The 25,369-nt window shown below is 73.8% G+C and carries 10 protein-coding genes; 7 read left to right on the top strand and 3 right to left on the bottom strand.

Annotation, left to right across the window (positions count from 1 at the left end; genetic code table 11):
• The first annotated feature begins 196 nt into the window (after positions 1-196).
• Complete coding sequence (locus J2Z30_RS41925; protein WP_281062813.1) at positions 197-646, top strand: hypothetical protein; 450 nt, start codon at positions 197-199, stop codon at positions 644-646.
• Here the strand turns inward: J2Z30_RS41925 and J2Z30_RS41920 are convergent.
• Positions 594-1,796: an NAD(P)/FAD-dependent oxidoreductase gene (locus tag J2Z30_RS41920; protein ID WP_044579291.1), complete on the bottom strand. Its 1,203-nt coding sequence runs from the start codon at positions 1,794-1,796 to the stop codon at positions 594-596. The two genes, J2Z30_RS41925 and J2Z30_RS41920, sit on opposite strands and share 53 nt — an antisense overlap.
• Positions 1,793-2,155: a bifunctional 3-phenylpropionate/cinnamic acid dioxygenase ferredoxin subunit gene (locus tag J2Z30_RS41915; RefSeq protein ID WP_044579289.1), complete on the bottom strand. Its 363-nt coding sequence runs from the start codon at positions 2,153-2,155 to the stop codon at positions 1,793-1,795. The genes J2Z30_RS41920 and J2Z30_RS41915 overlap by 4 nt, the downstream gene beginning before the upstream one ends.
• Positions 2,156-2,306: 151 nt before the next feature.
• On the opposite strand from J2Z30_RS41915, the gene J2Z30_RS41910 reads away from it, so the two are divergent.
• From J2Z30_RS41910 to J2Z30_RS41885, 6 genes are all read left to right on the top strand, one after another.
• Positions 2,307-3,104 carry an IclR family transcriptional regulator gene (locus J2Z30_RS41910; protein WP_044579287.1) on the top strand — a complete coding sequence of 266 codons (798 nt, stop codon included), beginning with the start codon at positions 2,307-2,309 and terminating at the stop codon, positions 3,102-3,104.
• A gap of 324 nt (positions 3,105-3,428) precedes the next feature.
• Positions 3,429-4,514, top strand: coding sequence for an S-(hydroxymethyl)mycothiol dehydrogenase (locus J2Z30_RS41905; protein ID WP_044579285.1), 1,086 nt, complete (start codon positions 3,429-3,431; stop codon positions 4,512-4,514).
• A gap of 8 nt (positions 4,515-4,522) precedes the next feature.
• Positions 4,523-6,961, top strand: coding sequence for a GcvT family protein (locus J2Z30_RS41900; protein WP_044579283.1), 2,439 nt, complete (start codon positions 4,523-4,525; stop codon positions 6,959-6,961).
• 128 nt (positions 6,962-7,089) lie between these two features.
• A complete protein-coding gene (locus J2Z30_RS41895; protein ID WP_044579281.1) occupies positions 7,090-8,247 on the top strand; it encodes an aromatic ring-hydroxylating oxygenase subunit alpha in 1,158 nt (385 codons plus the stop codon).
• On the top strand, positions 8,244-9,710 hold the full coding sequence (locus J2Z30_RS41890) for an aldehyde dehydrogenase family protein (protein WP_044582332.1): 1,467 nt from the start codon (positions 8,244-8,246) through the stop codon (positions 9,708-9,710). Before J2Z30_RS41895 ends, J2Z30_RS41890 begins: the two co-directional genes overlap by 4 nt.
• Before the next feature lie 245 nt (positions 9,711-9,955).
• Complete coding sequence (locus J2Z30_RS41885) at positions 9,956-19,588, top strand: Ig-like domain repeat protein (RefSeq protein ID WP_044579279.1); 9,633 nt, start codon at positions 9,956-9,958, stop codon at positions 19,586-19,588.
• 10 nt (positions 19,589-19,598) lie between these two features.
• Here the strand turns inward: J2Z30_RS41885 and J2Z30_RS41880 are convergent, their stop codons facing one another.
• On the bottom strand, positions 19,599-25,343 hold the full coding sequence (locus J2Z30_RS41880; RefSeq protein WP_044579278.1) for a hypothetical protein: 5,745 nt from the start codon (positions 25,341-25,343) through the stop codon (positions 19,599-19,601).
• Positions 25,344-25,369: the final 26 nt, after the last annotated feature.

The following is a 25,369-nucleotide window of genomic DNA, read 5'->3' as shown; positions in this document are numbered from 1 at the left end:
TCGGGTGATTCCCCGACTTACCACCCACCGCTCGATACCCCTCCCCGGTCGCCGCATACGGCCATTCGGCGGCGCGTGGCTTGTTTTCCCCTCCCCGGGGGAACCCGTGGTCGGTGCCATTCGTGATCCAACCGGGCACACTAGGGGGCATACGACCCAAGTCCCGCTATCTGACTCGGCCGCGCCGGGGCAGAGCATGGAAAGGGGTGGGAGCGTCATGGACGCGATGGACAAGGATCGCGACATCCCGGCGCACGGGGTCCGGCCGTTGTGGACCGAGGAGCCGGCGCGCAGGCGGCGGCTGCCCGATCCCGTCCGTACGGCGGCGGTGCGGGCGGTCATCATCATCGCCGTGACTCTGGTGGAGGTGATGGTCGCCCTGCTGTGCACCCTGGCGGGCTCGTGGTCCGCCTTCCCCGTCGTGCTCGCCACGGTGGCGAGCACGGTGGTGGCGACCTGGGGGGTGCTGGACGTGTGGGTGACCCGGCAGGTCTGGCGCCAGCGCTACGGGGTGGTGTCCCGGCCCAGCAGCACGGCCCGCGAGATGCGCCGCCAACGCCGCCGGGAACGGGCCCGTGAGGCGGACCCGACGGTCACCTCCCGGCCGGCTGCGGAGCGCGGGCCAGCTCGCGGCGCAGCCGCATGAAGGGCCGGGGCCGGTCCACGCCGAGGGCGGCGGTGGGGACCCCGTCGCGTTCGTAGACGGCGAGGAAGCCGCCGCCGTCGGCCGGGTCCCCCTCGAGGATCCGGACCGTGTCCCCGGATGCGCGCCGCCCGGCGTACTGGATGCGCGCGCCGTACTGGTCGGACCAGAAGTAGGGGAGCGCGTCGAAGCGTTCGACGGTGGACCCGGCGAGCAGATTGCGGGCGGCCACGTCGCCCTGGAGCATGCCGCTGGTCCAGTGCTCGGCCCGGACGGTGCGGGCGGTGCCCGGCTGGGCCAGCCGGGCCACGTCCCCCACGGCCACGACGCCCGGCAGCGCGGTGACACAGCCCTCGTCGCACCGCACCCCGTCGTCCAGGGCCAGACCGGAGCCTTCCAGCCACCCGGTGACGGGACGCACCCCGACACCGACGACCACCACATCGGCGGGCAGCACCCGCCCGTCGGTGAGCTCCACACCGGTGACCCGGCCGGCTCCGCGCAGACCGGCCACACCGGTGCCGCACAGCAGGGTGGCCCCGCCCCGCGCGTGCAGCCCGGCGCACACCCGGGCCATCTCCTCGCCCAGTTGGGGCACCAGCGGCAGCGGCGCGGCCTCCACGACGGTGACGTCGAGCCCGAGTGCGGCACAGGAGGAGGCCACCTCGGCGCCGATGAAGCCCGCGCCGATCACCACCGCCCGCTCGGCGCCCGCGCGGAGTTCGGCGCGGAGCCGGAGCGCGTCGTCGAGGGTGCGCAGGGTGTGCACCCCGTCCAGCGGCGGGAGGGGCAGCGTTCTGGGCGTGGCTCCGGTGGCGATGACGACGCCGTCGGTGCGCAGGGCGCGGCCGCCGGTGAGACGGATCTCCCCGGCCGCGGTGTCCAGCGCCTCGGCCCGGATGCCGAGCAGCCACTCGGCGTCCAGCTCGGCCTCCTCCTCGGGGTCGGTGAGGGCGAGCGGGCCCAGGCCCTCGCCCGGGTCGCCGTCCCCGGTCAGGAACTCCTTGGACAGCGGCGGGCGGTCGTAGGGGCGATGGCGCTCCTCGCCGACGACGACCAGCCGTCCGTCGTACCCCTGGGAGCGCAGGCCCCGCGCCGCGTGCAGACCCGCGAGCGAGGCCCCGACCACGGTGACCGTCCTGACCGCCGTCATGCCACGGCTTCTTCCGGCGCCGCGTGCACGGGCTGGCCGGGAACGGTCTGCACCGCGGGGTGGACATACAGCATTCCGTCCACGACCGTGACAGCGTGGGTCCGTACGGGCTTACGGGCGGGCAGACAGGTCGGCTCGCCGGATCGCAGATCGAACAGCGCGGCGTGCAGCGGGCATTCCACGTAGCAGCCTTCCAGCCACCCGTCGGAGAGGGAGGCGTCCTGGTGGCTGCAGGTGTCGTCGATGGCGTAGAACGCACCGTCGGTGTGGAACACCGCGATCGGCGCGGTGGCGTCGCCGGCCTCGATACGCACCGACTCACCCTCCGGCAGGTCCTCGATACGGCAGACGGGAATCATTGGCCCCCCTCACGTTGATCGGTATCATGCGTTGTGGATAGTGCACTGAAAAGCGCGATGCGCAACAGAATCCAGATCGGGAAGGCAGCCGTCAAGAGTTCCCCGGCCCGAGGGGCCCCACGCAGAGCCGTCGGATGGTGAGATCAGAACCATGACGAACACGACCGAGGATCGGGCCGAGGAGAAGCGGGGGGCCGCCGGGGCAGTGCAGTCGGTGGACAGGGCGGTCAGCGTCCTGGAGATCCTTGCCAGACTCGGCGAGGCCGGAGTGACCGAGATCGCCGACGAGCTGGGGGTCCACAAGTCGACCGCCTTCCGGCTGCTCGGCGTCCTGGAGAACCGCGGACTCGTCGGACAGGAACGGGACCGGGGGAAGTACTACCTGGGCGCCGGGGTGCTCAGACTCGCGGGCGCCGCCGCCATCCGCCTGGACATCTCGCAGGAGGGCGCCCCGGTGTGCCGGGCGCTGGCCGACGAGACCGGCGAGACGGCCAATATCGCCGTCCTGGACGGGGACGCGGCGGTCAACATCATGCAGGCGCGCGGCGCCGCCGCGGTGACCGCCTTCAACTGGCTGGGGCGGCGCACCGCGCTGCACGCGACCGCGAGCGGCAAGGTGCTGCTCGCGCATCTGTCGGGCGAGCGCCGGGAGCGGCTGGTGACGCGGAAGCTGCCGCGGTTCACCGAGCACACCATCACCACCGCCGCCGAGCTGCGGCAGCAGCTGGAGACGGCGGCCGAGCGCGGGTTCGCCTACTCCTGTGAGGAGCTGGAGATCGGGCTGAACGCGGTGGCGGCGCCGGTGCGCGGCCACGACGGCGCGGTCATGGGCGCGATCGGCGTCTCGGGACCGGCATACCGGATGGCCCAGAGCCGGCTGCCCGATCTGGCCGAGTACGCCGTGAAGACCGCCGAGGAGCTGTCCCGGCGGATGGGCTTCCCCGGCTGAGCCAACCCACCACCCCACCCACCCGACGAGGGGGCCGGACGACTCCGGCCCCCTCGTCGCGTCTGTGCCCAGGGCCTTCCGTGAGGCGTGCGATCTACGCGAATTCCCCCGTCAGCGCCGGTTCACAGACGGTTTACGCGCACCCCTTGACCGCACGGGGCGGCGACTTTCAGGATGTCTCCCATCGCGCAACACGCCGCGCTATACGCAACTGGGGGGTAACCGGCGGCCGTTGAACGGCCTCGGTCTCACCCTCCTTCGAGGCAGTCATGCCAGCTCCCGTGCACCGGTCCCTGCGATCGCAGGAGAACAGAGGAGTGAGCCATGCCGCAAGAAGCCCGCGCCGTCGTCGCGGTCAAAAAGGGCGCCCCGGTGGAAGTGGTGCCCGTTCTCGTGCCCGAGCCCGGCCCCGGTGAGGTGCTGGTGGGAGTGCAGGCGTGCGGGGTGTGCCACACCGACCTGCACTACCGGGACGGCGCGATCGGTGACGAATTCCCGTATCTGCTCGGGCATGAGGCGGCCGGCATGGTCGAGGCCGTGGGCCCCGGCGTCACCGCACTCGCCCCGGGCGACTATGTGGTCCTGGCCTGGCGGGCGCCGTGCGGCGGCTGCCGCTCCTGCCGCCGGGGCCGCCCGTGGTACTGCTTCGACAGCCGCAATGCCGCCCAGCCGATGACCCTGACCGACGGCACCCCGCTCAGCCCGGCGCTGGGCATCGGCGCGTTCGCCGAGAAGACGCTGGTCGCGGCCGGGCAGGCGGTGAAGATCGACCCCTCGGCACGCCCCGAGGCGGCGGGCCTGATCGGCTGCGGGGTGATGGCCGGGTACGGCGCGGCCGTGCACACCGGCGGGGTGTCCAACGGCGACACGGTCGCGGTCATCGGCTGCGGCGGCGTCGGCAACGCCGCGATCGCCGGGGCCTCGCTGTCCGGGGCCCGCCGGGTGATCGCCGTGGACATCGACGACGCCAAGCTGGACGCGTCGACCCGCTTCGGCGCCACCGACACCGTCAACTCCCGTGGTACGGACCCGGTCGAGGCGGTGCGCGAGCTGACCGGGGGCTTCGGCGCGAATGTGGTCATCGACGCGGTGGGCCGCCCCGAGACCTACGCCCAGGGCTTCTATATGCGCGATCTGGCCGGGGTGCTGGTGCAGGTCGGGGTGCCGGACCCGGAGATGCGCATCGATCTGCCGCTGATCGATCTGTTCTCGCGGGGCGGCGCGCTCAAGTCGTCCTGGTACGGCGACTGCCTGCCCAGCCGGGACTTCCCGGTCCTGGTCGACCTCCACCTCAGCCGCAAGCTGGATCTGGAGGCGTTCGTCAGCGAGACGATCACGCTGGACGAGGTCGAGGCCGCGTTCGCGAAGATGCAGCGCGGCGAGGTGCTGCGGTCGGTGGTGGTCCTGTGAACGCGCGAATGGGCTCCCGTGTTGTGATCGTCGGTGCAGGCATCGTCGGCTGCTCGCTCGCCGATGAGCTGACCGCCCGTGGCCGGCGGGACGTCACCGTCCTGGAGCAGGGCCCGCTGCTCGCCCCCGGCGGCTCGACCTCGCACGCCCCCGGTCTGGTCTTCCAGACCAGCCCCTCCAAGACCCTGACCGACCTCGCCCGGTACACCGTGGAGAAGTTCTCCTCCCTCGAGGTCGACGGGCTGCCCTGCTTCAACCCGGTGGGCGGTCTGGAGATCGCCACCAGCGAGGAGCGCTGGGCCGATCTGCACCGCAAGGCCGGTCTCGCTGCCTCCTGGGGCGTACGGGCCGAGCTGCTCGGCCCGGCCCGGTGCGCCGAGATGTGGCCGATGCTGGACCCGGAGCGGATCCTCGGCGGCCTCCACACCCCGGACGACGGACTGGCACGGGCGCTGCTCGCCTCCCGCGCCCAGATGGAGCGGGCCACCGCGCACGGCGCCCGGTTCCTGGACCGGCACACGGTGACCGCCATCGAGCGGGAGGGCGGCCGGGTGACCGCCGTCGTCACCGACCGGGGTACCTTCCCGGCCGACATCGTGGTCTCCGCCGCCGGCTTCTGGGGCCCGCTGATCGGCGCGATGGCGGGGGTCCCCGTCCCGCTGCAGCCGCTGGCCCACCAGTACGCCAAGACCGGGCCGCTGCCCGAGCTCGCGGGGGTGAACGACCCCCGTACGGAGGCGAGCAAGCCGATCCTGCGGTTCCAGGACCGCGATCTGTACTACCGCGAGCACACCGACCGCATCGGCATCGGCAGCTACGCCCACCGTCCGCTCCCCGTCGACCCGGCGGGGCTGCCCGCGTACGACGACGCCCCGGTGATGCCGTCCTCGCTGCCGTTCACCCCGGAGGACTTCGCCCCCAGCTGGGAGGACAGCGTCAAGCTGCTCCCCGCGCTCGGCGCGAGCCGGGTCGAGGAGGGCTTCAACGGCGTCTTCTCCTTCACCCCCGACGGTATGCCGCTGATCGGCGAGTCCCGCGAGGTGCGCGGCTTCTGGCTGGCCGAGGCGGTGTGGGTGACCCACTCCGCGGGCGTGGCGCGGGCCGTGGCCGAGTGGATGACGGACGGGCGGCCGGGCATGGACGTCCATGAATGCGATCTGTACCGCTTCGAGGACGCCCAGCGCTCCCCCGCCTACGTCACCGAGCGGGGTCAGCAGAACTTCGTCGAGGTCTACGACGTCATCCATCCGCTGCAGCCGATGGAGCAGCCCCGTCCGCTGCGGGTCAGCCCCTTCCACGTCCGGCAGCGCGAGCTGGGCGGCCACTTCCTGGAGGCGGCGGGCTGGGAGCGGCCGCACTGGTACGAGGCGAACGCCCCGCTCGCCGAGTCCGTCGAACTGCCCCCGCGCGACGCCTGGTCGGCCCGCTACTGGTCGCCCATCGCCGCCGCCGAGGCCAGGGCCACCCGGGAGCGGGTCGCGCTGTACGACATGACACCGCTCAAGCGGCTGGCGGTCACCGGCCCCGGCGCGCTGGACTTCCTGCAGCGCATGACCACCAATCAGCTGGCGAAGAAGCCCGGCGCGGTCACCTACACCCTGCTGCTGGACGAGGCCGGGGGCATCCGCAGCGACCTCACCGTCGCCCGGCTCTCGGAGCACCACTTCCAGGTGGGCGCCAACGGCGGACTGGACCTGGACTGGCTGCTGCGCCACGCGCCCGATGACATCCATGTCGCCGACATCACCCCGGGCACCTGCTGCGTCGGCGTGTGGGGCCCGCTCGCCCGGGAGCTGGTCCAACCGCTGACCCGCGACGACTTCTCGCACGAGGCGTTCGGCTACTTCAAGGCCAGGCAGACCTATATCGGCCATGTCCCGGTGACCGCGATGCGGCTGAGTTACGTCGGCGAGCTCGGCTGGGAGCTGTACACCACCGCCGACATGGGCCTGCGGCTGTGGGACACCCTGTGGGAGGCCGGACAGCGCCTGGGTGTGATCGCCGCCGGGCGCTCGGCCTTCAACAGCCTGCGGCTGGAGAAGGGCTATCGCGCCTGGGGCCATGACATGACCACTGAGCACGATCCCTACGAGGCCGGGGTCGGCTTCGCCGTCCGGATGAACAAGGGTGACTTCACCGGGCGTGCGGCGCTCGAGGGCCGCTCCGAGGAGACGGCGGCGCGCAGGCTGACCTGTCTCACCCTGGACGACCCGGCCGCGGTCGTCATGGGCAAGGAGCCGGTGTACGCCGACGGCGTCCCGGCGGGCTATGTGACCAGCGCGTCCTACGGCTACACCATCGGCCGGACCGTCGCCTACGCCTGGCTGCCCGCCGCGGCCGCCGTGCCCGGCACCGCCGTCCACATCGAGTACTTCGGCGAGAAGGTGCCCGCGACCGTCGCCGCCGAGCCCCTCTTCGACCCGCGCATGGAGCGCATCCGCCGCTGACACCGAGCGCCGCGGGAGCGGGAGACGACCGCTTGGCGGCCCCCACGGCACTCACCGGTGACACCGCCCACCCCATCGAGCTCTTCGACCCCCGCCGGCTGACCGCCGCGACCGCCTGAGGAGAACCCATGACTGTGGCTCCCGAGTCCCCCGCCATCACGCCCCCCAGTCTGCTCGCCACTCTCCCCGGCCACTGGTACACCGCTCCCGGGGTCTTCCGCCGGGAGCAGGAGCACCTGTTCGAGGCCATGTGGTTCTGCGCGGTGCGCGGGGCCGATCTGGACCGGCCGGGTGCCTTCCGCACCGTGCAGGTCGGCCGGGAGAGCGTGCTGATCACCCGCAACCGGCGGGGTGAGGCGCGGGCGTTCCTCAATATCTGCCGCCACCGCGGCGCCCGGCTGTGCACCGAGGAGTCCGGTACGGTGCGGCGCTCGCTGCAGTGCCCGTACCACGCGTGGACCTACGATCTGGACGGCCGGCTCACCGCCGCCCCCAATCTTCAGAAGATGCCCGATGTCGACCGGGTCGAGCGCGGGCTGGTGCCGGTACGGCTTCGCGAATGGCTCGGCTATGTCTGGGTCTGCCTGGCCGAGGAGCCACCGTCGTTCGAGGAGACGGTGATCGGGGAGGTGGCCGAGCGGCTCGGCGACACGGACTCCGTGGAGCGCTACGGCGTGGCGGGGCTGGCGCTGGGCCGCCGGATCTCCTACGACGTCAGGGCCAACTGGAAGCTGATCGTCGAGAACTTCATGGAGTGCTACCACTGCGCGACGATTCACCCCGAACTCACCGAGGTGCTCCCGGAGTTCGCCGACGGGCTGGCGGCGCAGTACTTCGTCGGGCACGGCGCCGAGTTCGCCGAGGAGGCGCAGGGGTTCACGGTGGACGGCAGCGAGGGGTTCGACCGGTTCGCGGGGATCGCCGACGAGCAGGACCGCCGCTACTACGCGATCACGGTACGGCCGCAGGTCTTCCTCAATCTGGTCCCCGACCACGTGATCATGCACCGGATGTTCCCGCTCGCTCCCGATCACACGCTGGTCGAATGCGATTGGCTCTACGCACCCGAAGTGGTGGCGTCCGATCGGGATCTGTCGAAGTCGGTGGAGCTGTTCCACCGGGTCAACACCCAGGACTTCGACGCCTGTGAGCGCACCCAGCCCGCCATGGACTCCCGCGCCTACCGCGACGGCGGGGTGCTCGTCCCCAGCGAACACCACATCGGCGCCTTCCACCGATGGGTGACCGACCATGTCCCGACCCCGGAAGCGGAGGAATGCCCGTGACGGACCTCTTCATCGGTGGCCAGTGGACCGGCTCGATCGACGAGCGCACCCGGGAGATCCGCTGCCCGGCCGACGGATCGCTGGTGGCGGTCGTCGACGAGGGCGGCGGCAAGGACGCGGCCGAGGCGATCGCCGCCGCCCGGCAGGCATTCGACCAGGGGCCCTGGCCCCGTACCCCGGTCGGGGCGCGCGGCGATCTGCTGCTGCGCGTCGCCGGTCTGGTGGAGCGCGACAAGGCCGCGCTCGCCCGCGCCGAGTCCCTGGACACGGGGAAGCGCCTGGCCGAGAGCGACGTCGACATCGACGGTGTGGTGGCGTGCTTCCGCTACTACGGACAGCTGGTGCGCACCGAGGCGGACCGGGTCGTGGACACCGGCAGCGAGCACTCCGTCAGCCGGGTGGTCTATGAACCGGTCGGGGTCTGCTCGCTGATCACCCCGTGGAACTATCCGCTGCTGCAGACCGCGTGGAAGGTGGCGCCCGCGCTCGCCGCGGGCAACACCTTCGTACTGAAGCCCAGTGAGCTCACCCCCAGCACCGCGATCGCCCTGATGCGGCTGCTGGCGGAGGCCGGACTGCCGGACGGGGTGGCCAATCTGGTGCTCGGCCCCGGCGCCGAGGCCGGGGCCCCGCTCACCGACAACCCCGATGTGGACATGGTGTCCTTCACCGGGGGGCTGCGGACCGGGCGCCGGATCATGGCCGCGGCCGCGGGCACGGTCAAGCGGACCTCGCTGGAGCTGGGCGGCAAGAACCCCAATGTGGTCTTCGCCGACGCGGACTTCGACACGGCCGTGGACTACGCGCTCACCGCGGTCTTCCTCCACTCCGGGCAGGTCTGCTCGGCCGGGGCCCGGCTGCTGGTGGAGGATCCGGTGCACGACGCCTTCGTCGAGGAGGTCGTGCGCCGGGCCCGGGGCATCCGGCTCGGCGGGCCGTTCGACGAGCGGGCCCAGACCGGCCCGCTGATCTCGGCCGCGCACCGGGCCAAGGTCGAGGCGTATGTGGCGGCCGGGCTCGCGGAGGGCGCCCGGCTGCGCTGCGGTGGCACCCGCCCCGACGATCCGGCCCTGGCCGACGGCTACTACTTCCTGCCGACCGTCCTCGACCGCTGCCACAGCGGGATGTCGGTGCTGGCCGACGAGTCCTTCGGGCCGGTGCTCACGGTTGAACGTTTCGCCGGTGAGGACGAGGCGGTGCGGCTGGCCAACGACACCGTGTACGGGCTCGCCGGGGCCGTATGGTCCGGCGACGAGGGGCGGGCGGAGCGGGTGGCCTCGCGGCTGCGGCTGGGCACCGTCTGGATCAACGACTACCACCCCTGTCTCCCGCAGGCGGAGTGGGGCGGGTTCAAACAGTCCGGGACCGGGCGGGAGTTGGGGCCCAGCGGGCTCGCGGAGTACCGGGAGGCCAAGCACATCTGGCGCAATACGCGTCCGCGTCCGCAGGGCTGGTTCGCCTGACCGGGGAGTCCGTCCGGCTCCGAGTCCGGGACGGCGGAGCGGGGCGGGGCGGGGCGGGGCGGGGCGGGACAACGGGCGGGCGGGGCGGTGCGCGCTGCGCCATTCGGGTGAGCCGCGGCCAAGGATATTGCCCGGGTCCCACCGGAATGGGTTACTGAATCCGTCCGATTCCGGTGGGCTGCCCATCCTTTCCGGCGGAGTGGAAGACGCCTTGCCAGATCGGAGCCGTCATGCCCTGTCGCCCGTTGGGACTCATCCTCGTCACCGATCCCGGTGAGAACTGCATCGCCGTCGTCGATCCGGAATCCCACAGGCTCGTTCCGACGCTGAGCGCGCCGATCCCGCTCCCGGCGCGGAGCATGCCCGACCGGCTGGTGGTGCGCACGGCGCTCGACCGCCTCGACGCGCTGGCCGCCCTCCGCCGCGGCACCCTGATGGGCCCCCTCCCCGGCGATCCGGACCGGCCGGTGCTCCCCGGGGCGCGGTCGGGCCTCGAGGCCGTTCGCCCGCTGGGCGCGTACGAGCTCTTCAACCAGTTCGCCGGGATCTTCCCCGACCAGGGCCCGTACAGCGGCGGGACGCTGGTGACCGTCATCGGCAGCCACTTCTCGGGCGCCACGGACGTGTTCTTCGGCACCCGCCGGGCGGCGAGCTTCTCCGTCCTCGACGACCAGACCATCGTCGCGGTGAGCCCTTCGGGGTCGGGCTCGGTACCGGTGTATGTCACCACCCCGGGCGGCACGGCCCCCATCGGCTCGTTCTTCTACCTCCCCTGGCCCACCCTGACCGACATCGCGCCCGTCGCCGGACCGCTCGGCGGGGGCGACATCGTCGAGCTCACCGGCGTCAATCTGAGCACCGCGGGGCTGGTGCACTTCGGCGACTCCGTCGCCCACCCCACGGCCGTGTCCGACCAGCACCTCCTCGTGACCGCTCCCCCGGCCTCGGGGCCCGGCACCGTTCCGGTCTACGTCATCACGGTGGGCGGGGTGAGCAACCGGCTGCTCTACACCTACGCCGCCGTGCCGGTCGTCACCGACGTCAGCCCGACCACGGGGTCCACCGCGGGCGGTGAGCCCGTCGTCCTGACCGGCACCGGGCTCGGGCATGTCACCGCCGTCACCTTCGGCGGCGTCCCCGCCACGTCCTTCGGGTCGATCTCCGACACCCTGCTCGTCGTGGTGACGCCCCCGAACGTGCCAGGCCCCGCCGACATCACCGTCACCACCGCCGGGGGCGGCGTGACGGTTCCGGACGGCTTCAACTACGTGGCGCCGTCCACCACGGAAGTCACCTCCGCGCCCGACCCCTCCGTCGTCGGCCAGCCGGTGACCTTCACCGCCGTGGTGGCGGGCGTTCCGCCCACGGCGGGCACCCCCACCTCCAACGTCACCTTCGACTTCGGCGACGGCAGCCCGACCGTGACCGTCTCCCTCACGGGTGGTACGGCCACGGTGAGCCACGTCTACGCCGCGCCGTCGATCGCCCCGTACGCCGTCACCGCCGAGTACGGCGGCGATCCGTACTTCACGGCCTCGACGGGCACGGACACCCAGACCGTCGGCCAGGCATCGACCACCACCGCGGTGAACTCCGCCCCCGATCCGTCCGTGCCCGGACAGACCGTCACCTTCGTCGCCCAGGTGGCCCCCGCGCCGCCGGGGGCCGGTGCGCCCACCGGCACGGTGACGTTCGACTTCGGCGACGGCACCACGGCCGTGACCCAGCCGCTGACGAACGGTGCGGCCACGGTGACCCACGCGTACGCGGACGTCTCCGGCAGCCCGTACCCGGTCACCGCCACGTACGACGGCGACACGAACTTCACCGCCTCCACGGGCACGGACGCCCAGATCGTCGAGCAGGCGGGGACGGCCACCGCGGTGAGCTCCGCACCGGATCCGTCCGTCGTCGGCCAGCCGGTGACCGTCTCCGCCACGGTCACGGCCGTACCGCCCGGTGTGGGCGCCCCCACCGGGACGGTCACCTTCGACTTCGGCGACGGCACCCCGACCGTGACGGCACCCCTCGCCGATGGCACGGCGACCACCGGCCACACCTACACCGACACCACCGGCAGCCCCTACACCATCACCGCCACTTACAACGGCGACACGAACTTCACCGCCTCCACGGGGACGGACCTCCAGTCGGTGGGGCGGTCCTCGACCGCGACCGCCGTGTCCTCCGCACCCGATCCTTCGGCGGTGGGCGAGCCGGTGACCGTCACCGCCACGGTCACGGCGGTCTCCCCGGGGGCGGGAACGCCGACCGGCACGGTCACCTTCGACTTCGGCGACGGCACCCCGACCGTCACCCAGCCCGTGTCCGCGAGCCAGGCGACGGCCGCGCACACCTACACCGGCGCCTCCGGCAGCCCGTACGCCATCACGGCCACCTACAGCGGCGACACGAACTTCCTGACGTCCCTCGGCACCGACTCGCAGAGCGTCCAGCCGGCCGCCACCGCGACCGCCGTGACCACCGCGCCCGACCCCTCGGCGGTGGGCGACCCCGTGACCTTCACCGCCACGGTCACGGCCGTGCCACCCGGCGCGGGCACCCCCACCGGGACGGTCACCTTCGACCCAGGGGACGGCACCCCGCCCCTCACCGCGCCCCTCTCCGGTGACACCGCGACCACCACGTACACCTACACCGACACCGCGGGCAGCCCCTACACGGTCACCGCCACCTACAACGGCGACGTGGACTTCACCGCGTCCAGCGGCACCGACACCCAGACCGTCGAACCGGCCGCCACCGCCACCGCCCTCAGCTCCGTGCCCGACCCGTCCAGCGTGGGGCAGTCCACGACGTTCATCGCGAAGGTCACCCCCGACACCCCGGGGGCCGGTTCGCCCACCGGCACGGTGACGTTCGAGTTCAGCGACAGCACGCCACCCGTCACGGCACCCGTGACCGGCGGCACGGCCACGGTCGACCACACCAACCCGGAGTCGGCGACCCCGTACACGGTCACGGCCACCTACAGCGGCGACACCAACTTCCTGACGTCCTCGGCGGCCGACACCCATCAGGTCGTCCAGGGCGTGTCGACCACGGTGCTGACCGCCTCGCCGTCCCCCTCGGTGACCGGCGAGACGGTGACCTTCACCGCGACCGTCACGGCCGTGCCCCCCGCCTCCGGCACGCCGACCGGCACGGTCACCTTCGACTTCGGCGACGGCACCGCACCCGTCGCCCTCCCCCTCACCGGCGGTTCGGCGGCCACCGATCACGCCTACACCACCGCGGTCGGCAGTCCGTACACGGTCACCGCCGACTACGACGGCGACGCCAACTTCGTGGCGTCCGTCGGCACCCGCCTCCACCCCGTCGACCCGGCCGAAACCGCCACCACGATCACCGCCACGCCCGACCCGACCGTCACCGGGGAGCTGGTCACGGTCACCGTGGCCCCCACCGGGCCCGGCGCGGGCACCCCGACCGGGCCGGTCACCATCGACTTCGGGGACGGCACCCCGGCGGTCACCGCCGAGTTGGTGAACGGCTCGGCCACGGTCACCCACGCCTACGCCGGCACGGCGGGCAGCCCGTACACCATCGCGGCCGAGTACGGCGGCGACGGCGACTTCGCCCCGTCCGAGAACACCCTCGTCCACGCCGTCACACCGGCCGCGACCACCACCGTCGTGACCTCGTCGCCGACTCCGTCGGCGGTGGGCCAGACCGTGACGCTGATCGCGCGGGTGGCGCCGGTGCCGCCGGGCGCGGGCGCGCCGACCGGCACCGTGACCTTCGACTTCGGCGACGGCACCACGACCGCCACCGTGCCGGTCGCGAACGGTGTGGCCACGACGACGCACGCCTACGTCTCCACTGCGGGCAGCCCGTACACCATCACCGCCACCTACAGCGGTGACGACAACTTCGCCACGTCCACCGGCACCGCCGTCCAGCCGGTGGAGATGGACGTCTCGGCCACCGCGACGACGGTGAGCACCACCCCGGACCCGTCCGCCGTCGGCGAGGCGGTGACCGTCTCCGCGACGGTGGCGGTCCTGCCGCCCGCCGCGGGCACCGCCACCGGGACCGTGACGTTCGACTTCGGCGACGGCACCACGACCGTCACCGTCCCGCTGACCGGCGACACGGGGACGACCAGCCATGTCTACGCCTCGACAGCGGGCAGTCCGTACACCATCACCGCGGTCTACAGCGGGGACGACGACTTCACCGGGTCGACCGGGCTGGACATCCAGACGGTCACCCCGGCCTCGTCCTCCACGACGCTGAGCTCCGCGCCGAATCCGTCCGTGACGGGCCAGCCGGTCACCTTCACCGCGACCGTGGCATCGGGGCAGCCTGGCGCGGGGACCCCGCCCGGCACGGTCACCTTCGACTTCGGCGACGGCACGCAGGCGGTCCGGGCGCCCCTCGCCGACGGGACGGCGATCGCCGTCCACGCCTACCCGGACACCGCGGGCAGCCCCTACACCGTCACCGCCACCTACGACGGGGACGTGAGCTTCACCGGATCCACGGACACCCTCACCCAGACCGTGAACCCGGCGGCCACCTCCACCACCGTCTTCTCCTCGCCCGACCCGACCGAGGTCGGCCAGCCCGTGACCGTCACCGCCAACGTGGCGGTCGTCGCCCCGGGTTCGGGCACCACCAACGGCACCGTCACCTTCGACTTCGGCGACGGCACCCCGACGGTCACCGCCCCCAGCGTGGCCGGTGTGGCGGCGGTGACCCACGCCTACGCGGAGACGTCCGGCAGTCCGTACACCATCAGCGCCACCTACGGCGACGACGGCGACTTCGCCCCCTCCACCGGCACCGACGTCCACACCGTGCAGCCGTCCTCGACCACCATCACGGTGACCGCCGATCCCGATCCGTCGGTGGTGGGCGAGGAGCTGACCGTCACGGCGACGGTCGCCCCGGTGCCGCCGGGGGCCGGGGTGCCGTCCGGCACGGTCACCTTCGACTTCGGCGACGGCGCTCCGACGGTCGACGTGCCCCTTACCGGAGGGACCGCCATCCTTCCGCGCACCTACGCGAGCAGCCTCGGCAGCCCGTACACGATCACCGCGACGTACGGCGGCAGCGACGACTTCCGGTCCTCGGTGGACACCGAGCCGCAAACCGTCCTGCAGTCCGCGACGACCACCACGGTGAGCTCCGCGCCGGAGCCGTCCGTCGTGGGCCAGCCGGTCACCTTCACGGCGACCGTGGCGCCGGTGGCACCGGGCGGGGGCTCGCCCACGGGCACGGTGACGTTCGACTTCGGCGACGGCAGCACCCCGGCCGCGGCCCCGGTCACCGACGGCCTGGCGACCGCCGTGCACGCCTATACGACCGCGGCGGGCAGCCCGTACCCCGTCACCGTCACATACGGCGGCAGCCCCGACTTCACCGGCTCCGGCGACCTCGTCACCCACTCCGTCGGCCGGGCCCCGACCACGACGGCGGTGTTCTCGACACCGGATCCGTCGGTGACGGGCCAGCCGGTGACCGTCACCGCCACCGTCTCGGCCGTCGCCCCGGGAGCCGGAACCCCCACCGGAACCGTCACCTTCGACTTCGGCGACGGCACGGCCCCCGCCACCGCGCCGGTCACGGCCGGGGTGGCCACCATCACCCACGTCTGGGCCGACACCTCGGGCAGCCCGTACACCCTCACGGCGGACTACGGCGGCGACACCGACTTCACCGCCTCCACCGGCACCGACACCCAGACCGTCACCCCGGCCGCCACCCACACCGATGTGGCCTCCTCGCCCGACCCCTCGGTGACGGGCCAGCCGGTGACCCTCACCGCCACCGTCTCGGCCGTCGCCCCGGGAGCCGGAACCCCCACCGGAACCGTCACCTTCGACCCCGGCGACGGCAGTCCGGCCGTCACCGCGCCCATGACCGCGGGCGTGGCCACCGTCACCCACGCCTACGCCGACGGCGCCGGCAGCCCGTACACCATCACCGCCACCTACGACGGCGACGCGGACTTCCTGACGTCCCTCGGCACCGATACCCAGACCGTGGGCCGCGCCTCGACCACCGTCGCCATCAGCGATCTGCCGGAGCCGTCGGCCACGGGCCAGCCGGTGACGTTCCTCGCGAGGGTGGCGCCGGTCGCCCCGGGCACGGACGCGCCCACGGGCACGGTGACCTACGACTTCGGCGACGGCACTCCCACGGTCGACGTCCCGGTGGCGGACGGCGTGGCGACGGCCGCGCACACGTACTCCACCGCGGCGGGCAGCCCGTACACGGTCACCGCCGCCTACGGCGGAGACACCCACTTCATCGGCTCGGTGAACACGGAAACGCACCTCGTCGAGCGGGCGTTGTCGACGACGACGGTCGACTCCTCGCCCAACCCGTCGGTCACCGGCCAGGCGGTGACCGTCACCGCCACCATCGCGGCCGTCGCCCCCGGAGCCGGAACCCCCGCCGGCACGGTCACCTTCGACTTCGGCGACGGGACGGGAGCCGTCACGGCGCCGGTCACCGGCGGGGTGGCGACCATCACCCACGCCTATCCGATCGCCTTCGACAGTCCGTACACCATCACGGCGGACTACGGCGGCGACGCCGACTTCACCGCCTCCACCGGCACCACCACCCACACCGTGAACCCGGCCGCGACCGCCACCACGGTGACCTCGGCCCCCGACCCCTCGGTGGCCGGTCAGGCGGTGACCATCGGCGCCACCGTCGCACCGGCCGTACCGGGGGACGTAATCCCCACCGGCACCGTCGTCTTCGACCCCGGCGACGGCACCCCGGCCGTGACCGCGCCGCTCGTCGAGGGGGCGGCGAGCATCACCCACACCTACGCCGGCACCTCCGGCAGCCCGTACACCATCACCGTCTCCTACAGCGGCGACGCCGACTTCACCGCCTCCACCGGCACGGACACCCAGACGGTCGGCCAGGCGGACTCCGCCACCTCCCTGGTCACCTCTCCGGACCCGTCCGTGGCGGGCGAGCAGGTCACCTTCACCGCCAGGGTCTCCGCCGCGGCTCCGGGGACGGGCAGCCCGACCGGGACGGTCACCTTCGACTTCGGCGACGGCTCGCCGACCGCCACCGCACCGGTCAGCGGCGGGGTGGCCACCGTGACCCACCCCTACGCGACCTCGGTCGGCAGCCCCTTCACGGTCACCGCCACCTACAGCGGCGATGCCGACTTCGCGCCGTCCGCCGCCACCGGGACGCATACGGTGCTGGTGAGCGCCGCCACCACATCGACCACCGTGGCCTCCTCGCCGGACCCCTCGGTGACCGGCCGGGCGGTGACGTTCACCGCGACCGTGGCACCGACCCCGCCCGGTGCCGGGGTGCCCACCGGCACGGTGACCTTCGACTTCGGCGACGGCACGGCGACCGCCACCGCGTCGCTCTCCGCCGGGGTGGCGACCGTGGTCCACGCCTACACGACCGCGGTGGGCAGCCCGTACACGGTCACCGCCGCCTACAGCGGGGACGTCAACTTCAGCTCATCCGCGGGTACCGACACCCAGACGATCGCCCCGGCCGCCACGACCACGACGGTGGCCTCCGCGCCCGATCCCTCCGTGGTCGGGCAACCGGTGGCCCTCACGGCGACTGTGGGCCCCGTCGCCCCGGGGGCGGGGGTGCCGACCGGCACCGTCACCTTCGACTTCGGCGACGGCACCCCGGTCGCGTCGGCGCCGCTGGCCGACGGGGTGGCCGCCATCAGCCACACCTATACAAGCGCCGACGGCTTCACGGTGACCGCCGCCTACGACGGCGACCCCAGCTTCCTCACGTCCCTCGGTACCGACGCCCAGACCGTGAACCAGGCCGCCACCACGACGGCGGTGGTCTCCGCGCCGGATCCCACGGTCAGCGGTCAGCCCGCCACCTTCACCGCGACGGTGGTGCCGACCGCCCCGGGGGCCGGGGTGCCGACCGGGACGGTCGCCTTCGACTTCGGCGACGGCACGCCGACCGCCACCGCACCGCTCGCCGACGGCCTCACCTCCGTCACCCACTCCTACGCGAGTGCCTCCGGCAGCCCGTACACCGTCACGGCCACCTACAACGGGGACGGCGACTACACGGTGTCCACCGGCACCGATGTGCACACGGTCAACAGGGCGGCCACCACGACGGCGGTGTCCTCCTCGCCCGACCCCGGCGTCACCGGCCAGACCGTCACCCTCACCGCCACCGTCACCGCGCTCGCCCCGGGCGCCGGAACGCCCACCGGCACCGTCACCTTCTCCTTCGGGGACGGCACACCGGCCATCACCGCACCGCTGTCCGGTGGCACGGCCACCGCCACCCACGCGTACGCCGGCGCCGCGGGCAGCCCCTTCACGGTCACCGCCGCCTACAACGGCGACACCGGCTTCGCGCCCTCCACCGGCACCGACACCCAGACCGTCAACAAGGCGACCACCACCACGACCGTCGCCTCCTCCCCCGACCCCACCGTCACCGGCCAGACCGTCACCCTCACCGCCACCGTCACCGCGGTGGGGCCGGGCGCCGGAACCCCGACCGGCACCGTCACCTTCTCCTTCGGGGACGGCACACCGGCCGCCACGGCGCCGGTCGCCGGGGGCACGGCCACCGTGACCCACGCCTACGCGGGGACCTCGGGCAGCCCGTACACCATCACCGCCACCTACAACGGGGACAGCGGCTACACCTCGTCCACCGGCGCCGACACCCAGACGGTCAACAAGGCGACCACCACGACGACCGTCGCCTCCGCGCCCGACCCCAGCGTCACCGGCCAGACCATCACGCTCACCGCCACCGTGGCATCGATCCTCCCGGGCGCCGGAATCCCGACGGGGACGGTCACCTTCTCCTTCGGGGACGGCGCACCGACCGTCACCGCGCCCCTGTCCGGCGGCACGGCCACCACCACCCACGCCTACACCACCAGGACCGGCAGCCCCTACCCGGTCACCGCCACCTACAACGGGGACACCAACTACACGACCTCCACCGGCACCGACAGCCAGACCGTGGGCCGTGCGGCCACCACCACGACCGTGGTCTCCGCGCCGGACCCCTCGGCGACCGGGCAGTCGGTGACCCTCACCGCCACCGTGGCATCCCTCTCCCCCGGCGCCGGAACCCCGACCGGCACGGTGACCTTCAGCTTCGGCGACGGTACGGGCAACAGCACCGTGACCCTCTCCGGCGGCGTCGCGACCGTCAACCACACCTACACCACCAGGACCGGCAGCCCCTTCCCCATCACGGCCACGTACAACGGGGACACCAACTTCAACACCTCCAGCGGCACCGACACCCAGACCATCAACGCCAAGGCCGCGACCACCACCACCGTGACCTCGACCCCCGACCCCTCGGTGGTCGGCCAGCAGGTGACCATCAGGGCCACGGTCTCGTCCGCGTCCGGCACCCCGGTCGGGGCGGTCACCTTCTCCTTCGGCGACGGCACCAACACCGCCGTGGGCATCCTGTTCGGCGGCATCGCGACCGTCACCCACACCTACACGACCACCACCGGGAGCCCGTTCACCATCACGGCCACCTACAACGGGACCGAGAACTTCGCCACATCCAGCGGCACCGACACCCAGACCGTGAACAAGGCGGCCACCACCACGGCCGTGGTCTCCTCCCCGAACCCCTCGTTGGTGAGCGATCCGGTGACGGTCACCGCGACCGTCTCCCCCGTCGCCCCCGGCGCGGGGACGCCCACCGGAACCGTCACCCTGGCCATCACCAATCGCACTCCCCAGGTGGTGACACTGGTGAACGGCACCGCCTCCGCGACGTTCAACCCACTGCAGAAGGGGACGCACACCGTCACCGCCAACTACAACGGCGATGTCAACTTCACGTCCTCGTCCCGGAGCATCACCCAGACGGTGAACACCGGTTCGGGGTAGCCCACCGGGCTCACGGCCGGTCCGCCGCCCCGTCGGACGCCTCCGCGTCCGCCTCGGGGCGGCGGTACATCCGGGTGGCGGTGATCTGGCCGTGGACCTGCTGCTCCTCCTCCGGCTCGCGGACCGGCAGCCCCGGCCGCAGATGCTCCTCGACGCTGATGTACTTCAGCCCGGCCCGCAGATCCGCGTCATTGCGCAACCGGATCACCAGCGGGAACTCGGCCAGCGCCGTGGTGTCGAACAGCCCCGTCGTATAGAGCAGTTGCACCCCCAGCGCGTCCGCCACCGCCCGCTGGAGCTCCAGCAGATAGGTGGCGTTGGCGCGGCCGATGGGGTTGTCGAGGAAGAGGGTGCCCGCGTGGCGGTGCTTGTCCCGGCCCCGGTCGTTGCTGCGCAGGGCGGCCATCGTGCAGTACAGCGCGATGGCGGCGGTCAACAGCTGGCCGCCGGAGAACACATCGCCCATCTGCCCCACCGGCACCCGCTCGGCCCGCAGCACCGCGTCCGGCTTGAGGATCTCCACGGCCACTCCGCGCGGCTGGAGCGCGGCCTGGACCCCGCGCAGCAGCAGCGACATGCCGTCCCGGCGCAGATCGGAGTTCTTCCGGACGGCGGAGCGGGTGGCCTCGTCGATGACCTCGCCGAGCCGCTCGGTGAGCGAGGCCTGGTCGGGGTCCTCGAAGCGGATCCGCAGGAACTCCTGGCCGGACCACTCGCCGAGCCCCTCCGGGAGCCGGGAGAGCCGCTGCGCCGAACGCAGCGTGGCCAGGCAGGACTCGACGAGGCCGCGCAGCCGGTCCACGATCGAGTCGCGGTTGCGCTCCAGCTGCTCCAGCTCGTCGGTGAGCACCCGCAGCCGGGGCGCGAACGCCTCGGCCCAGGCGGCGGCGTGCTCGGGCAGCGCGGCCGCGGGGAGTTCGCGGATCTGCTGGCGGGCGGGGGTGCGCACCTGCTCGTAGCGGGTGGAGTTGGCGTGCCGTACGAGGACGTCGCTCGCCTCCCGCAGCGAGGACTCGGCCGCCGACAGGTCGGCGGCGCAGCCGCGCAGTGAGCGGCGGGTCTCGGCGGCGGCCTGACGGGCCTCGGCGAGCTCCCCGGCGTACGGCTCGGGCCGCTCGCCGTCGTCCTCCGCGCCGGGGCCGTCCCGCAGCAGATCCCGCAGCAGGGCGGCGGTCTCGTCGAAGCCGCCCGCGGCGTCCTCGGCGGCGCGGTGGGCGCGCACCAGGTCGGCGTGGGCGGTGCGGGCGGTGTCCAGGGCGTCCGTACGGGCGGCCAGTTCGCCGTTGGCGGTGCGCAGCAGCTCCTTCGCCTGCTCGGCGTCGGCCGGGACCGTCTCCTCCGGCAGCTCGGTGTGGGCGTCGCCGTCGGCGGGGGCGAGCCGCTCGGCCTCGCCGCGCAGCCGGCCCAGTTGCTCGCTCGCCGCCGACGCACGGCTCTCCAGCATCTGGACCAGCGATTCGGCGCGGGCGGCGGCGGCCTGCCGGGAGGGGCCGTCGGCGCCGTCTGTGCCCTCCAGGAGCTGGGCGGCGCGGGTGCGGACCTTGTTGGTGAGCCGGTCGAGGGTGGCGAGGGCCGCGCTCTCGTCGCTCTCGGCGCGGGCCTGTTCGGCGCGGAGGTCGGCGCCGACGCCGACCTTCTCGTAGACCTGGGAGGCGGCGCGGTACGCCTCGCGGAGCGCGGGCAGCGAGGCGGAGGGCGGCTCGGTGGCCTCGCCGAGATCGTCGGGGGCGCCCGCGATCTCCGCACGCTCGGCGCGCAGGGCGCGGGCGGTACGGCGCGCGTCGTCGGCCGCGCGCTGGGCGGCGCGCCGGTCCTCGTCGGCGGCGCGGGCCCGGTCCACGCAGCCCGCGGCCCGCTCCTCGTACTCGACGGCCTCCTCGGCCAGTTCGCGCAGCCGGGCCTGCCAGGTGGCGCGCTCCCGCAGCCGGTACGCCAGACCGGCCAGCGCGTCCGCCACCCGGCGGGCCCGCTGCGCCGCCTCCTGGCGCTCGTCCCGGACGCGAGCGGCCTCGGTGGCGGCCTCGTCGGCCTCGGCCCGTGCCGTACGCGCCTCCACGAGGTCGCTCTGCGCGGCGTCGGCGTTCTCCCGCGCGGTCTCGGCCGCCGCCGCGAGCTCCGCGAGTTGGCCGGGCGGGCAGCCGGTGCGCCAGGAGGCGAGCCGCGCGGACAGCGCCCGGTCCCCGGCCAGCCGGGCGGCGAGCGCCCTGATCTCCTCGTCCCGCGCGGTGGCACGGGCCCGCAGCTCGCGCCGCTCGTCGTCGGCGGCGCGCTCGTCGTGCATCGCCGGGTTCGGCGGCACGAGGAAGACCCCGCTGTCCTCGGCGTCGGGCGCGGGCGTCGGCGCGAGCAGCGCGGCCGACGTCCCTACGGCCACGGCGGACCGCGGCAGCAGCGACGCCTGACCGAGCACCTCACGGGCGCGGGCGTGGGTGCCGGGGTCGGTGATGACGACACCGTCCACCAGCTCGGGCCGGGCCGCGAGCACGGCGGCGTGGTCGACGGGGTCCACGGCCTGGGCGAGATAGCGCCAGCCGGGGAGCGCGGGGATGCCGTGCTCGCCGAGGAACTCGACGGCCGCCAGCACATCGGCACTGGGCGGCAACAGCCCCCCGTCACCGAGCGCCCCCAGGATCCGCGCGTCCTCGGCGGCAGCGGTCCGCAACTCGAACAACTGCCGCTCGGCGGAGCCCACACTCTCCTCGAGCAGCTCCCGCAACGCCTCGGCGTTCCGGTCCAACTCCTCGGCGGTGAGCGGGCCTTCCGCGAGGGTCCGCGGGGCGGGCTGGGGGTGGCGACTGCGGTCGCTATCGGGATCGGGTTGGGGTTCGCTGCCGGGCTCGGGGCTCCAGCAGTCGGAGTCGTCGGGGGCGGTGGCGGAGTCGGCGTCGTCGGGGCCGGGCCGGGTGTCGGTGGCGGCGGCCTCCGCTTCGACCCGACCGCCGTCGCCGTCGCCGACCCGAGCCGACACCTCCCCAGGCGGCCGGGAATCGGCCGCCACAACCCGGGCGCCACCGCGCGGGGCGCCCGACGGGGCCGCCTGGCTGACGCCGGTGAGGTCCGTAGCGGCCTGCGTCCCGGCCTGACCGCCGTCACCGCGGGAATCGGCCGCCACGGCCGGGGCCTCGCCACCCTGGCCCTCAGGGTGCGGACCGCCACCGCCCGACGGATCGTCCTCGACCTCGTCGATCCGCACCGTCACCCGCCCCGCGGGCCGCGACTCCGCCGCGAGCGGACGGCGCCCGGGGGCCTCCCCGGGACCCGCCTCCGCGTCCTCAGCAGATGCCGCTCCATGGCGCGTGGGACGCGTCTCTTCCGCCTCGTCCACCGGTCCGGCATCAGCCTGTCCACCGCCGACGGGGGCGGAGCCGTCCCGCGCCCCCGCAACGTGCCCCGGCACCTCGCCCACCGGGCACGGCTCACCGAGCGCGCATGTGGCGGCAACGCCGTCACCGGGCGCCGGTCCGGTGCCTGGGAGCCGGTCGCCCGAAGCCGCGGCATCGCCTTCCGCGTCCGCGATGGCATTCGTCGACCAGGCCGCCGAGCCGGAGTCGGGACCCGGCCCGGCGTAGTCCTCTGCCGCGAGGCGCTCACGGGTGTGGGTGGGGGGCTCCTCGGGGGCGTAGGCGTGGTCGTGGGGCGCGGGCTCGCCGTCCACGGGGATCGTGCGGGCGGAGGGGTCCGCGCGGAAGGCGGCGGGGAGTTGGGAGAGGCCGACGTCGTCCCCGTCCTCCTCGTCCACGTGGACCGTGACCCACCCGGCCCGGTCGGAGTCGGTCGGCAGGGCTCGGGCGCCTCGGCGGCCCATGCCGTCCGCGTCCGGAATGCGTACCGTCACCCCGCGCGGCGCGCGCGCGTCCGCCGCTGACGGGCGGGTGGCGGCACCGCGTGGGGCGGGGACGGCGGCGGAAGGCTGCGGCAGGCCCAGCAGCTCGACCAGGCGCTGCTCCGCGCCCAGCGCCTCCGCGGCGCGCCGCTCGGCGTCGTACGCGGACTCCGCGGCCCGCGCCGCGTCCACGGCTCGCGCCGCGGCCAGTTCGGTGCGGGCCTCGTCGGCGGCGGCCGACTTCGCGTGGTCGGCGGTGCGCCGGGCGGTCTCGCGGGCCTCGTCGAAGGCGGCGACCGTGGTCTTCTCGGCGTCGCTCGCGGCGAGCGCGGCGCGGGCCGGGTCGGCGTCGGGGGCGGAGTCGTCGAGCCATCCGGCGCGGACGGCCTCGGCGGTCTCCTGCTCGACCTCGGCGAGCCGCTGGCGCAGATGCTCGGCGTCGCTGCGGGCGCGCTGGGCCGCCGTGGCGGCGGAGGTGGCGTCGCGGTGGGCGGCCTCGCCCGCCTCCTGGAGGCCGGCGGAGCGCTCCTCCTCCTCGTTGGCGACCCGCTCGCCGTCCTCGGCGGCCGCGTGCAGGGTGCGGACGAGGTCGGCGGCGGCCTTGGCACGCGCGGCGAGGGCGGGGGCCGCGTCCCGCTCGGCCTCGCGGATGGCGGCGGCCACGCGCGCGGAGCGGTCGGCGGCGGCGCGGTGGCGCAGCACCGTCTCGGCGGCCTGCCAGGCGGAGTGCAGGGTGCGGGCGTCGTTGAGCTCACGGCGCTGCGCGGCGGCGCCCTTCTCGGCGGCGGCGAGCGCCAAGGAGGCGTGCCGGAAGGCGAGTTCGGCGGCGACGAGGTCGCTGCGGCCGCGCGCCCCCTCGGCGTCCGTGACGGCCTCGGCGGCGGAGGCGACCCGCTCGGCGAGCTCGGCGGCACGCGCCCGCTCCTCCGCGCCGCGCGCGGACAGCCGCCGGGCGAGCGCACGGGTGCGGCGCTCGGCGCCCGCGTGCACACCGCGCGCCTGCTCACGCCGCTCCGCGGCGTCCGCGATGCGCTGGAGCAGATCGAGCGAACCGGCGGTGAACTCACGCTCGGCGGTCAGCTCGGCGCGGCGGCCCAGCTTGTGGGCGAAGCCATGGACGAGGTCGGCGAGCCCGTCGGTGTCGCGGGTGTCGGTGACCGCGCGCAGCAGGAGGTCGGTGAAGTCGGAGTCGTTCTTGACCGCGAAGAGCCCGGCGGCCTCGCCCTCGTCGGCGTTCATCTCCCGCTGGTAGCGGAAGAGTTCGGGGTCGAGGCCGAGCTCGCCGAGGTGTTCGTTCCAGCGCTCGTGGATCTCCACCCAGACCACGTCCAGATGCGGGTACGCCTTGACGGCCTCCGTAAGGGCGTCACGGAAGCCCTTCATGGTGCGGCGGCGGCCGCGTGCGGTGGAGGCGCCCTCGACGACGGGCCGCACCGCGGCGGACTCGGCGACCGGCAGCGAGTCCAGGCTCATGCCGGGGCCGGGCCGGAAGGAGTACCACGCCTCGGCGAACTTCCGCGGGTCGTTGGAGACCTGACGACCGCGCCATTCGCTGACCTTGCCGACGACGACGGTCTCACCGGTGACGGTGTGCTGCCACTCCAGCGCGACATGCCCGCAGTCGTCGGCGAGCAGGAACTTGCGCAGCACACCGGAGCTGGCGCCGCCCAGGGTGTTGCGATGGCCGGGCAGCATCACCGAGAAGATCAGCTTGAGCAGGACGGACTTGCCGCCGCCGTTCTCCAGGAAGAGCACCCCGGCGGGGGCGGGGCGGCGCGGCGGGCCGACCGGCTCCTCCTCGAAGAACTCCGCCTGGGTGGGTGCGGGGCTGGGCACCGGCTCGCCGACTCCGCGCAGGTCCAGCACGGTGTCGGCGTAACGCGCACCGGCCGGCCCGATGGAGTAGAGGCGGATCCGGGACAGCTCGTACATGGCGGCGGACTCTCGTTGTCGGAAGG

The sequence above is a fragment of the Streptomyces iranensis genome, from assembly GCF_017874715.1.
In the GTDB taxonomy this organism is placed as follows: Bacteria; Actinomycetota; Actinomycetes; order Streptomycetales; family Streptomycetaceae; genus Streptomyces; species Streptomyces iranensis.
The sequence above is the reverse complement of the archived record's forward strand: the minus strand, read 5'-3'. Positions and strand labels throughout refer to the sequence as shown.